Raw genomic sequence first — 12,276 nt, 5'->3', positions numbered from 1 at the left:
TCAATATGGAAAATAAAGTAAAAGTTGTTATCGGCGATCGTTTGGGCAAAGGGCAAAATGTTGCGAAAGGCGTTGAGGCCGCTGGCGGTATCGCTATCGTCATTCCGGGCGTAGGCGCGGACATGAAGGTCGGCGATGTCATGAACAAGGAAAACGCGGACTTCGGCATCTCGTTCTGCGGCAGCGGAGGCGCGGGAGCGGTAACGGCCAATACGAAGTATAAGTATCCGATGGAGTTCGGGCTTCGTTCGGTGGATGCGGGAGTCACCGCCATCCGTGAAGGTAAAAAGGTGATCGGCTTCGGCTTTATGGATATCGAAGAATTGGGAAGAAAGCTGACGGAAGCGTACATCAAAAAAAATCAGGGGTGACGCCAATGTTTCAAGTAACGGAACGTTCGATTGTCGTAAGCGGTTCGGCAGAGACGAAGGCCATGGCCTTTCAGCAAGCGCTGACGCAAATGAAGAAGAACATCGCGAAGGAAATACCGGATATTTTGCTGCAAATCGAGCCACAAAATGTCGAGGTGCTGTCCGCCACGGAGTCGACCTACAGGGAACGGTTTCTCGGGCTATTGTTCCCGCGGACGAGAACCCGTTACGACATTACGATACGGGTGGATGTCAAAATCCGTGCGGTGATCCTCTCCGAGGTCCCGTTCGAGCAAAAATCCGAGCAGCTGCCTCCTTTGCAGCGCGTCTTGAAGATGCGTTAAGCGGAAATAGTTTGTTTAAAAAGTTGGTTTTTCAGCACCGAGAAGGTTGCGAGAACCTGAAGAAGGAGGAGCGGAGTGTAGGCGAAACCTACATGAGCACCTGAGAGCTTTTCTGGAGGAAAGCTAGCACCGTAAGCGTTACTCCTTCGAAGGTGAACGCAAGATTCGATGTCGATTGAGCCTCCCGACCTGCTTCGTGATCAAAAGACGACTTTTTAAACCTTATAACAAGGAATCTAGTAGGGAGGTACCATATGAATACACTTACGATTGTATTCGAATCCATCATCATTGGCATCCTGGTTGGTTTTGGCGTAGGAGCGGGTGCGGCGCGGATGTTCCACGCGCCCAGCGTTCAGGGAATGGGGGCTTTCCGGACGTTCGGAGAGCTGAATGCCTGCGAAGGCGACCCGGTAGCGCATTTTTCATTCGGTCTCGGCTTCTTGTTCAATGCATGGGCATCGGTCGTAGGGGCCGGCGGCTTGACTCAGGACGTCGACCACCGGATTATCCCGCATTGGGCGGCGGCAGCTTTGATGAGTAAGAACAAAAACGTCGAGGAGACGCTGCACGACCCGAAAAAGATGGCGATCGCCGGCGCGCTGATCGGTGCTATCGTCGTAGCCGTGCTGAACTCCACCGCCGCAGCGATTCCGGCGTCCTTGCAGGCGATCGCTACGAAGGTGCTTGTTCCCGCGGCCAACTGGCTGATCAATCCGATCATGCCGATCGTTTTCTGGACGGCGGCGATGGATGCGGGCAAAAGAACGGGCGTATGGGCTACGGCTTTGGGGGGACTTGCCCACCTCGTTATGGGCAATGCCGTTCCGGGTCTCGTGCTCGGTATTCTTATCGGCAAAGGTGTTGATGACAGCGGCTGGAACCGGATTACGAAAACTCTTGTTGTAGCCGTTGTACTCTTATACATTTTCAGCGGCTTCTTCCGCGGCTTTGACGTTGCTTTGCTGCACAGCTTGAATGTACAGGTCATTCCTCAATGGCTTATTGATCTTCACGCATTTTTCGGATCGGTGGTGAAGTAAGATGGAAAACACGGAACAATTGAAAAAAGGCTTTTGGTATTCCGAATGGGCGTTTACGCTGTTCGTAGCTTGTCTGTCTTCAGGGATTTTTGCGGGAACGCATTTGTACTACGTGTACCATGTCGGGGCTTTTAACGATATTGCTATCGTGGCGCTGCTCGAAGCGGGCATTAAAGGCGGAAGCTTCGGAGCTGCCGCGGCGTTCGGAGCGAGCTTCCTGTTCGCCCGTATTTTGGAAGGGCCGCTGGTCGGTATCCTCGATATCGGCGGCTCGCTGCAAACCGGCCTTGGCATCGGAGTTCCGGCCTTGATGCTGGGTGCGGGAATTACCGCTCCGCTTACGTCGTTCCCGTTGGCTTTGCTGACAGGAGCGGTGCTCGGCTTCCTGGTCGGCTTCGTTATCATTATGATCCGCAAATATACGATCAACGCTTCCAATTCGACCTTCGGCGCCGACGTCATGATGGGCGCGGGCAATGCGGCCGGACGGTACCTGGGTCCGCTCATCGTCATCTCCGCAGTAATGGCGTCCATTCCTGTAGGCATCGGAGCGACCATAGGTGCGGCGGTGTTCTACTATTACAAAAAGCCGATCGCAGGCGGAGCTATTATCGGTGCGATGATTTTGGGGGCATTTTTCCCGATTATTACAAAATAAAAGGAACTACAAGGAGAAAGCCATGAGTATATTCGAACAATACGGCTGCAAAAAAGTCATCAACGCGAGCGGCAAAATGACCGCTCTCGGAGCAAGCGCCGTCGCTCCCGTTGTTGCCGATGCACTGCGTACTGCTGCAATGGACTATGTGGACGTTTCCGAATTGTTGGTCGCCGCAGGCAAAGTAATCGCGTCGGTGACAGGCGCCGAGGACGGATGTCCTACGACCGGCGCGGCGGCGGGAACCGCTATCGCGGCGGCGGCCGTTATCGCCGGAACGAATTTGTCGTTAATCGAGAGCATTCCGAATACGAATGGAGTGCCGAACGAAATCATTATTCAGAAGGGCCATTCCGTTCATTTCGGGGCTCCGATCATCCAGATGCTTTCAATCGGCGGAGCGAAGGTTGTTGAAGTCGGCCAGGCGAATCACGTGGAGAAAGAGCATATCGCCGACGCGGTGACAGACCGGACCGCAGCGCTCTTTTACGTGAAATCGCACCATGCCGTGCAAAAAGGTATGCAGTCGATCGAGACGATGCTCGCCATCGCCAAGGAGAAGGGTATTCCGCTGATCATTGATGCGGCGGCCGAGGAAGATTTGCGCAAGTATATCGCCATGGGAGCCGATCTCGTAATTTACAGCGGCGGCAAAGCGATTGAAGGTCCGACATCCGGTATGATCTGCGGACGGGCGTCGTTGATTGAGGCGTGCCGGGCGCAGTATAAAGGCGTCGGCCGGCCGATGAAAATCGGCAAGGAAGGCATCATCGGCTTCCTGACGGCTTTGCAGCGCTACGATGATAGGCCAGACGAATCCCAGCAGCAGCTGGAGCGGATGAAATGGCTCATCGAGCAGCTCAAAGGTACGCCGGGCGTGACCGGAACGATATTGCAGGATGAGGCGGGCCGCGCGATTTACCGGGCACAGCTCGCTATCGACGCCAAAGCTGCGGGCAAGACGGCCTACGATGTGATCCGCGAGCTGGAGTCGGGGAACCCGGCGATTTACACACGCAATCATTATGCCAATCTGGGCCTGATCAACATCGATCCAAGACCATTGTTGGAAGGTCAGGAAGAGATTATCGTCGCTCGGGTCAAGGAAATATTGGCCAAGTAAGAGATAAGAGATCGTTACGGTTTAACGTGCTATAGACATCAGGGAAGGTAAAGGAGAGGACATACGGTGAGTAATCCTATTATTAAATTGAACGTTTTGGCTAAAAATGCGGACAACGCGAAGCAAATCGTCGACGCTGCCGAAGGGAACGTCTACGTTGGACTTCTGGTGAAAAATTTCCCTACGGTGGAGGCTGCCGTAGAAGCCGTTCGGGAATTCCAGCAAGCGGATGTGCCGGTATCCGTCGGTTTGGGAGCGGGTGACCCTGCCATGTGGAAAAAGGTCGTTGACGTTGCCGTGCAAACCAAGCCGGCTCACGTGAACCAAGTATTCCCGGCTGCGGGCTATACGCTCGGCGCGCTTCAGCATGTGGGCAGCGAGCATTCCATCGTGAATGCGCTGATTACGCCGAGCGGGACGCCGGGCCAGGTTATCATTACAACCGGACCGACGAGCGAGCCGTTGAAGGAAACGGTATCCTGCGACGCAGCCGCTGCCATGCTGGCGGAAATCGGAGTCCATTCCGTCAAGTTTTATCCTATCGGCGGCACGGATCATTTGGACGAAGTAGCGGCTATGGTCAAAGCGGCCGTGAAGCATAAGATCAAAATTTTCGAGCCTACGGGCGGCATCGATATCCATACGATCGGTAAAGTCATTGAAGTGTGCGTTGACAATGGAGCGGATTATATCATTCCGCACATTTATACCTCGATCATCGACAAAGCAACCGGCTTGACGCGTATTGAGGATGTGCGCGAGCTGGCGCGCTTTTGCAAGTAAGCAAATTTAATGAAGAAGCAGGAATGACGGTTGAGGCCGTTGCTCCTGCTTTTTTGCATTGTACGAATTACCTTTAGACGATTATCAACGGAGCAAGTTGTTGAATTTTGGAGAAACGAGAATTTTTTATACCACAAATTGGTATATTTTGCTATAATACGTTTTAAAACATTTAGGGGGAGAAACGATTTGTCGCTTATTGAAGTGAATCATATCCGAAAAGTGTTTGAAATGAACGTTCGGCGCAAAGGGAAGCTCGGCGCGCTTACCAGCCTGGTACGGCCGGAGAAGCGGGAGGTCGTCGGAGTGGACGATATCAGCTTTACCATTGAGAAAGGGGAAAGCGTCGCTTATTTGGGTCCTAACGGCGCGGGCAAGTCGACCACCATCAAGATGCTGACCGGTGTACTGGAGCCTAGCAGCGGAGAAATTAAGGTGGCGGGGGTCGTTCCGAGCAAAAACCGCAAGCTGAACAGCTACCAGATCGGAGTCGTCTTCGGACAGCGCAGCCAGCTTCTGTTCGATTTGCCGGTCAAAGACTCCTTCGATTTGCTGCGGTATATGTACAGCATTTCTTGGGAGCGCTACCATCGCAACCTGAAGGAGTATTCCGACATTCTCGAAGTCGGGCATCTCCTGGAGCGTCCGGTAAGAACGCTGTCCCTCGGGCAGCGAATGCGCTGCGAAATATTGGCTGCGCTGCTGCACGAGCCGGATATTTTGTTCCTAGACGAGCCTACGATAGGACTCGATGTGGTAGCCAAGGAACGCATCCGTGCCTTTATCGAAAGCATTAACCGCGAGAAGGGCGTTACGCTGCTGCTGACAACCCACGATATGCATGACATTGAGAGACTGTGCCATCGGACGATGATTATTGACAAAGGCCGCCTGATCTACGACGGCAACCTTCAATACATACGCGATCGTTTCGCAACGGAGCGGCAGATCCGCGCCGTATTCTCCGATTCGGATGCTGCGTTGGCGGCGGCTGCCGTATTGGACGGGATTAAGGAGATCGCCGTTCATACGGAGGAGCAGGTGCTGCGCGTCACCTACGACCAGCATTTGACCGATACGTCGGAGCTGCTGCGGCTGCTTCTGCAGCGGGCGAACCCGCGCGACCTGTCTATGCAGGATGAGAGCATCGACGCGCTGATCAGCCGTATTTACCGGAAGGCATCGACGATACGGATAGGGATACGTATACATATGCGAGGAAAGAAGCGGCGGTTGCCGCGTCAGGAGGAGCGGTACGATGATCCACGCCGTGCAGCGAATGGTCGGAATGTCGCGGATCGCCGTCCGGCAGCGGATGCAGTTCCGGTTCGATTTTATTATGACATTGATTTCCACGCTCATGTTCAGCGTCATGTACTACATGCTGTGGAAAGCCATTTATATGTACTCGACCGATACGGCGCTCCCTTGGGAACAGCTGATTACATATGTCATGGTCGGGCAAGCCATTAACTTTGCGCGCTGGTCGCCGGCAGAGCGGGCGCCTACTTACGCTATGGCTCAGAGGGTAAGGACGGGGGATATTGCGCTTGATCTGATCCGTCCGGTCGATTTTCAAGTTCAGCGCTTCCTGGAGGCCGCCGGGTTCTTCATTGTGGAAATGCTCTGGGTGAACATTCCTGCGATGCTTCTGCTCATTTTCATTCTGGGCATTTCCCCGCCGCCGGATGCGGCTGCCGTAATAGGCTTCGCCGTCAGCCTGTGCATCGGCTTTCTGGTCGCCTTCAGCATCAATTCGATCATCATGATGATTTCCTTCATGACGACGAATACGTTTGGGGTTCAATTGGCCAAACGAGCGATCGTAGACATCTTCGCGGGAACGCTGATCCCGTTCGAGTTTTTTCCGGAGGCGCTGCGCCGGGTGCTGGAATTGTTGCCGTTCCAGTCGATGGCGTATATTCCGCTCTCCATTTATACGGGGCGGCTGTCCGGGATACATATGCTGACCGCTCTGCTGGAGCAGCTCGGCTGGGCTGCGGTCATGATTATTATTAGCCGATTGCTGTGGATGAAAGCAGCCAAGCGGCTGTCGATCAACGGAGGGTGAGGGCATGCAGGTACCGAAACGAAATATGGCTCAACAGCTGCTGTACTTAATCGGTTTGTACGGTCAATATTTGAAAGTGTACGGAAAAACGCTTCTGGAATACCGGGCGGATACGATTATCGCCGTGATCGCCGGGATTGTAGCTCAAGGCAGCACGCTTGTTTTTCTGACGGTTATTTTTCAGCGGATTCCTTCTTTGGCCGATTGGAGCTTTTACGAGCTTGTCTTTATCTTCGGTTTGGCTGCGACAGGGAAGGCATTGAATCAAACGCTGCTTAATGCGCCTTTCTCGTTAACGGGGTACATTCGCCGGGGACAGCTGGATATTATGATGATTCGTCCGGTAGGCGTGTTGTTCCAAGCAACTGGAAACTCACAAGAATTGAACGGAGTAGGGCAGCTCGTGACCGGTGTCATCGTCATGGGATATGCAGCCGGACATCTGGAGATGCAGTGGACGGTAGGAACGGTGGCGTATGTCATCATCGCTTTGTTCAGCAGCGCGATCATTCAGTTCGCCATCCTGCTGACGATCAGCGTTCTGACGTTCTGGGTGCAGGAGGTGAGGTCGCTCATCTATCCGATCACCTGGCTGTACGATTTCACCCGGTATCCGCTGGAAATATTTCATCCGCTCCTACGCGGATTGTTGACCTACGTGATTCCGTATGCTGTCGGAAGCTTCTTCCCAGCGGCATTCCTGCTTCGTCCGGAGCAATACCCATGGGCGGTTTGGGGCGTACCGGCGGCGGCCGTTGTCGTTATGTCATTGACCTATTGCGTCTGGTCGTTCGGTCTAAGACGCTATTCGAGCGCTGCAGGGTAATGCTTGAAGCAGTTTGTTTACGAACCTCCAATGTCGCTATTATGGCGAGATTGGGGGTTTTCTTTTGTGGTACGGGTTGCTCTGGGCTGGCCGAAAACGAATAGCGCTTCAGCGCGCTGTAGTCGAAGGAAAGAAGAAATGCTTGTCATTTTAGTGTATCGAATGAAGATACCACCTTTCCGGTATGAAAAAAACGCCACTACATCAAGATGTAGTGACGTTGTGCGGCGCGAAAGATGAGGGTGCTGCGGACAATGGTTCCGTTATTATTGAAAAAGCGGTCATAAACGGAAGGCTTCCGGACCGTTGTTCCGTTATTAGGGCTCAATCCGGAGAGATTGGGTGAGAAAAACAGCCCATAGCGGATCCTGTGTCCGATAACCATGCGTTTTTGCGTTATTTTTGGCAAATAACGGATCTCCTGTCCGATGAAGCTGTACCTTTTCGTTCCGCTAGCCGTAAGTGGTCTTCGTAAGGTGAGCCGGAACGGTGGAGGAACAACGCACTTGCGCTCTTGTATCAACCTACGCAGTTGCTGCCCATCCTTGCTTACCTCAACCTACTGGACGCCTCATCCTCGTTCTGCCGCAACTTGAGCTGTTGCATCATTTGCGCATGGCTTCAATCTACTCGGAGCATCAAACTCCTCTTAGCGAGGCGTTGGCGTCGGAGCAAACGGATAACTGTAATTCAGCTCTTCGTCAAAGGTTACATAGTCGAGGTTCACCATCAGAAGCAGGTAGCGCATGCCTGTTTTCGGATCGCTGATGATAATATGGTCGCGTCCTGCAGCCTCGATTCTCCCCTTAAAAACTTTGGCGTTCCATTGGCTGTTGTTTTCATAAGTCATGTAGAACGTTCCGATTTTCCCCAGATTCAGCCTTAAAATATTCTCGACGTAAGACTGCTCGATGGGCAGCATCGGCATGCTTCCGGGAGCACCTGGTGGAGGTGCACCGGCAGGACCTCCGGGTATGTACGATGCGCCAGCTCCCGTTTGACCTCCGGGCTGCCCTGTCATACCAGGACCGTAGCCAGGTACACCGCCTTGGAAGCCGGTTCCGGGATATGCGCGATACTGCTGCGGCCCCAGATTGTTGTAAGGATTATTCATCATGCTCACAAATTCCTCCTTTAACAAGTATATGAAACCTCCTACATTAATACCTATTATGAAGGCTTGGACAAATAGCACTAGTTGGCCAATAAAAAAAGCTGCCATCAACAATGAATGGCAGCCTTGCTTTGGTTATTAGAAATTAAAGTTGTCCGGATCGGGGCCGAAACGGCGGTTTTCGTTCAATGCGTCCAGCTTGGCCATATCCTCGGCAGACAGCTGGAAGTCGAAGATGTCGCCGTTTTGCTGGATGCGGCTTGCTGTGACCGATTTAGGGATCGTGACGACGCCATGCTGCAGATCCCATCGCAAAATAATCTGGGCAGGGGATTTGCCGTGCTTCGCTCCAAGCTCGGACAGCAGCGGGATATCCAGGTTACCTTGCATTAACGGACTCCATGCCTCCAGCTGGATCCGGTGCTCGCGGCAGAAGCTGCGCAGCTTCTCCTGGGTCAAGAGAGGGTGGAATTCCACCTGATTCACCATAGGGGTAATCTCGCTTTGCGACATCACATCTTCAAGGTGATGAACCTGGAAATTGCTGACACCGATGGCGCGGACAGCGCCGTCTTTATACAGCTTCTCCAGGGCGCGCCAAGTGTCTTTATATTTGCCTTTGACCGGCCAGTGTACGAGATACAGGTCGATGACGTCCAGACCAAGCTTGCGGCGGCTTTCCTCGAACGCTCGCAATGTGGAGTCGTAGCCTTGATCCGCATTCCACACCTTGGTGGTAATGAACAGCTCGTCCCGTTGGACTCCGCTTTCCTTGATGGCTGTTCCAACACCGTCTTCATTGCCGTAAGCCGCTGCCGTATCGATGCTGCGGTAGCCTGCTTGAATAGCGGCTTTTACGGACTGGATGACTTCTTCACCGTCTTTGGTTTTCCATACGCCAAGTCCAAGCCAAGGCATCTCGACGCCATTGCTTAGAGCCGTGCGGCTAGAAATATGCTGTGTCATTGTTACGCCTCCTCCATTTTTTGCTTACTTATTAATCATATCATATTAATGCGGTAGGATAAAAATCGCAGCGAGGTTGTCCTTGTACGGTCACTACCGCTTGCCGCGATGGAATGATAAAAAGCCTCCCCCGGTCGTCGAAAATGGGGGAGGCACTCTGGGACGCGGCACCGCTTATCGTTACACGGCAAGGTGTTTCTTAACCTGCTCTTCGCTAAGCTGGGCGGAGCTGCCCTCGGCAACGATAGTGCCTTTATCGAGCACGTAATAATAATCGGCGATGCTGGTGGCGAACGTCAGGCTCTGCTCAACCAGCAGCACGGACATCTGCTTTTGCGCTTTGATCGACTCGATAACCTGTTCGATCTCCATCACAATGGAAGGCTGAATGCCTTCCATCGGCTCATCGAGCAGCAAAAGCTTCGGCTCGGCGACAAGCGCACGCGCGATGGAAAGCTGCTGCTGCTGTCCTCCGCTCAGATCGCCGCCTTTGCGGCGCATCATTTGCTTCAGTACCGGAAACATCTCGTAGACCGATTCCGGTACGGCATGCTTGCGGGTGCTGGATGCTTCCAGCCCGAGCAGCAAATTTTCCTCAATCGTCAGCTGAGGAAAAATATCGCGTCCCTGCGGGACATAGCCGATACCGGCTTTTGCCCGCCGGTCCGGCGTCGCTTGAGTAATGTCCCGGTCGCCGTAGGAGATCCGGCCGCGCTTGGACTTGATCAGCCCCATGATCGTCTTCATCAGGGTTGTTTTGCCAACCCCGTTGCGGCCCATGAGGCAGACGACCTGACCGGGCTCCACTTTCAAATTGATGCCGCGGAGAACCATGCTTTCTCCGTATCCGGCCTCTAGATCGTTAATGATCAGCATCGCGCTCACCTCGTCTTCCCAAATAAACTTCCGCGACTTTATCGTCGTTCTGGATCTCCTGCATCGTTCCTTCCCGGAGCACTGTACCTTCATGCATGACGGTCACCGTCTTGGCGTAATTGCGGACGAACTCCATGTCGTGCTCCACGACGATGACGGTTTGGCGGTCGCTGATTTTGTGAAGCAGCTCCCCGGTTTTTTCCGTCTCGCTGTCGGTCATTCCCGCTGCAGGCTCATCGAGCAGCAGCAGCTCCGGCTCTTGTATGAGCAGCATACCGATCTCGAGCCACTGCTTCTCTCCGTGGGAGAGTGACCCGGCCACTTGCTTCGCTTTCTCCGCAAGCCCGATCATGTGCAAATAATATTTCATCCGGTCCCGCTGCTCGGGTGTCGTTTTGGCGACAAGGGAGCTGAGCAGACCGCGTCTTTGGCGCATCGAGAGAAGCAAATTTTCTTGAACGGTTAAAGTGACGAAGATGGAAGGAGCTTGAAATTTTCTTCCGATGCCGAGCTGTGCGATTTGGTGCTCCTGGTGCTTCGACAGATCCGTATTTTTGAACCACACTTTCCCTTTGGAAGGTTTTACTTTGCCGCAGATGACGTCGAGCAGCGTTGTTTTGCCTGCGCCGTTCGGTCCGATCAAAAAGCGAAGCTCTCCGGAATGAAGCGAAAAATTGAGGCCGCGGATCGCTTTGAAGCCGTCGAAGTCGACCTCCAGCTGTTCGATGTTGACGAGAGGCGATGCGGGTTCTTTTCTTGGTGACGATTCTATCATGGGATTACCTCCTAAAAGTTTTGCTGAAGGCAAAACTTACTTCGTAAGGATAAGCTTGAGTTTTCCGAAGGAAAACTTACTTCGTAAGCGTTGCTGTTTTGCTGAAGGCAAGGCGAGCACAACAAGAACAGGGTATGCTTGGTATTCATCTTCGCAGCGGCTGCAATCCCCCCGGGCGGGGCCAATTTCGATTGTTTGCGCTTGTGTTACGGCTTGGCTTCCTGCTCCAGGGACGCATAGGACGGCAGCGAACCGGTTCCGGATGCGGCCGATTTTGATTTTAGAGGGAACAAGCCCCATTTTTGAGCCAAATCTTTTGCGGTACCGACAATGCCTTTAGGCAGGAAGAGGACGACGACGATAAACATCGCTCCCATAATTATTGGCCACCATTCGGGATAAGCCTCGCTGAACGTAGTTTTTGCAGTGTTAGTAATGACAGCGCCGATAATCGCCCCGAAGATGGAGGCGCGGCCGCCGATAGCAACCCAGAGCACCATTTCAATAGAAGGAACGATACCCATTTGCGCTGGGGAGATGATTCCTTCCTGCAGTACGAACAAAATGCCGGCGAGTCCCGCAAGACCTGCGGATAAGCAGTAGATGAACACCTTGAACGTCACCGGATTGTAGCCGATGAAACGAACCCGGTTCTCCGCGTCGCGAACGGCAACGAGTATTTTACCGAGCCGGCTGCCGGCAAGCCATAGGCACAGCAGCAGCGTAGCGATTACGACCGCAACGGTAATGTAATAAAACATCAGCTTCGTGGAAGGATCGCCTACGGATAAGCCGAGAAACGTATCGAAGTTGGTCAAGCCGTTCGTGCCTCCCGTAAAGCCTTGCTGGCCCACGAACAGGGTGACGGTAATAATGACGAGCGCCTGGGACAGTATCGAGAAAAAGGTACCCTTGATCCGGTTGCGGAACGTCAAGTAGCCGAGCACGAAGGCTACCGCCATCGGCACCAGCACGGCAAGCAGAAGGGCTGCGGGCGCTGACTGGAACGGCAGCCAAAACCACGGCAGCTTCTCTACGCCGCTCCATGACATGAAATCGGGAAGCTCTCCCTTGGAGGCAACCAGCTTCAGATGCATCGCCATGCAGTAAGCGCCGAGCCCGAAATAAACGCCGTGTCCGAGGCTTAAGATGCCGGTGTAGCCCCAGATCAGGTCGAGGCCCATGGCGAGAATCGCGTACGCGAGAAATTTGCCCAGCAGCGATAAGCGGAATTCGCTCAAAAACATCGGTGCTACCAGCATGAGTGCCAGCAAAATGAAAGTAAACACGATTTTGATTTTGGTATTGTTTATGGTCATGGTATCA

15 protein-coding genes are annotated in these 12,276 nt (G+C 53.3%); 9 read left to right on the top strand and 6 right to left on the bottom strand.

The window, feature by feature from the left end; translation table 11 throughout:
- Positions 1 to 5: 5 nt before the first annotated feature.
- The 9 genes from DVH26_RS29535 (at position 6) to DVH26_RS29495 (ending at position 7,219) form a co-directional block, all read left to right on the top strand.
- Positions 6 to 371, top strand: coding sequence for a glycine-rich SFCGS family protein (locus tag DVH26_RS29535; RefSeq protein WP_239628483.1), 366 nt, complete (start codon positions 6 to 8; stop codon positions 369 to 371).
- Positions 372 to 376: 5 nt separating this feature from the next.
- Positions 377 to 715: a DUF4312 family protein gene (locus DVH26_RS29530; RefSeq protein WP_239628481.1), complete on the top strand. Its 339-nt coding sequence runs from the start codon at positions 377 to 379 to the stop codon at positions 713 to 715.
- A 254-nt stretch (positions 716 to 969) separates the two neighbouring features.
- Positions 970 to 1,758, top strand: a complete 789-nt coding sequence (locus tag DVH26_RS29525) for a DUF4311 domain-containing protein (protein WP_239628478.1) — start codon at positions 970 to 972, stop codon at positions 1,756 to 1,758.
- A 1-nt stretch (position 1,759) separates the two neighbouring features.
- The gene (locus tag DVH26_RS29520) at positions 1,760 to 2,416 is read left to right on the top strand and encodes a DUF4310 family protein (RefSeq protein ID WP_239628475.1); all 657 of its coding nucleotides are present in this window, start codon (positions 1,760 to 1,762) and stop codon (positions 2,414 to 2,416) included.
- Between the two features lie 22 nt (positions 2,417 to 2,438).
- Positions 2,439 to 3,539 carry a DgaE family pyridoxal phosphate-dependent ammonia lyase gene (locus tag DVH26_RS29515; RefSeq protein ID WP_239628473.1) on the top strand — a complete coding sequence of 367 codons (1,101 nt, stop codon included), beginning with the start codon at positions 2,439 to 2,441 and terminating at the stop codon, positions 3,537 to 3,539.
- A 66-nt stretch (positions 3,540 to 3,605) separates the two neighbouring features.
- The gene (locus DVH26_RS29510) at positions 3,606 to 4,322 is read left to right on the top strand and encodes a KDGP aldolase (RefSeq protein ID WP_239628471.1); all 717 of its coding nucleotides are present in this window, start codon (positions 3,606 to 3,608) and stop codon (positions 4,320 to 4,322) included.
- Between the two features lie 189 nt (positions 4,323 to 4,511).
- A complete protein-coding gene (locus DVH26_RS29505) occupies positions 4,512 to 5,795 on the top strand; it encodes an ABC transporter ATP-binding protein (protein ID WP_239628468.1) in 1,284 nt (427 codons plus the stop codon).
- Positions 5,725 to 6,393: an ABC transporter permease gene (locus DVH26_RS29500; protein ID WP_239628465.1), complete on the top strand. Its 669-nt coding sequence runs from the start codon at positions 5,725 to 5,727 to the stop codon at positions 6,391 to 6,393. The genes DVH26_RS29505 and DVH26_RS29500 overlap by 71 nt, the downstream gene beginning before the upstream one ends.
- A gap of 4 nt (positions 6,394 to 6,397) precedes the next feature.
- The gene (locus DVH26_RS29495; protein ID WP_239628463.1) at positions 6,398 to 7,219 is read left to right on the top strand and encodes an ABC transporter permease; all 822 of its coding nucleotides are present in this window, start codon (positions 6,398 to 6,400) and stop codon (positions 7,217 to 7,219) included.
- A gap of 199 nt (positions 7,220 to 7,418) precedes the next feature.
- On the opposite strand, the gene DVH26_RS29490 is transcribed toward DVH26_RS29495, so the two are convergent.
- From DVH26_RS29490 to urtC, 6 genes are all read right to left on the bottom strand, one after another.
- Positions 7,419 to 7,628: a hypothetical protein gene (locus DVH26_RS29490; protein WP_239628461.1), complete on the bottom strand. Its 210-nt coding sequence runs from the start codon at positions 7,626 to 7,628 to the stop codon at positions 7,419 to 7,421.
- Positions 7,629 to 7,868: 240 nt separating this feature from the next.
- Positions 7,869 to 8,336, bottom strand: a complete 468-nt coding sequence (gerQ, locus tag DVH26_RS29485) for a spore coat protein GerQ (RefSeq protein ID WP_345774016.1) — start codon at positions 8,334 to 8,336, stop codon at positions 7,869 to 7,871.
- A 135-nt stretch (positions 8,337 to 8,471) separates the two neighbouring features.
- Complete coding sequence (locus DVH26_RS29480) at positions 8,472 to 9,299, bottom strand: aldo/keto reductase (protein WP_239628458.1); 828 nt, start codon at positions 9,297 to 9,299, stop codon at positions 8,472 to 8,474.
- Between the two features lie 180 nt (positions 9,300 to 9,479).
- Positions 9,480 to 10,175 (bottom strand): urea ABC transporter ATP-binding subunit UrtE, encoded by a 696-nt coding sequence (urtE, locus tag DVH26_RS29475; RefSeq protein ID WP_239628456.1) that lies wholly within the window; start codon positions 10,173 to 10,175, stop codon positions 9,480 to 9,482.
- Positions 10,162 to 10,950, bottom strand: a complete 789-nt coding sequence (gene urtD / locus DVH26_RS29470) for an urea ABC transporter ATP-binding protein UrtD (protein ID WP_239628454.1) — start codon at positions 10,948 to 10,950, stop codon at positions 10,162 to 10,164. Before urtD ends, urtE begins: the two co-directional genes overlap by 14 nt.
- 206 nt (positions 10,951 to 11,156) lie before the next feature.
- Positions 11,157 to 12,269: an urea ABC transporter permease subunit UrtC gene (gene urtC / locus DVH26_RS29465; RefSeq protein WP_239628451.1), complete on the bottom strand. Its 1,113-nt coding sequence runs from the start codon at positions 12,267 to 12,269 to the stop codon at positions 11,157 to 11,159.
- Positions 12,270 to 12,276: the final 7 nt, after the last annotated feature.

The sequence above is a fragment of the Paenibacillus sp. H1-7 genome (assembly GCF_022354825.1).
Taxonomy (GTDB): Bacteria; Bacillota; Bacilli; order Paenibacillales; family NBRC-103111; genus Paenibacillus_S.
The sequence above is the reverse complement of the archived record's forward strand: the minus strand, read 5'-3'. Positions and strand labels throughout refer to the sequence as shown.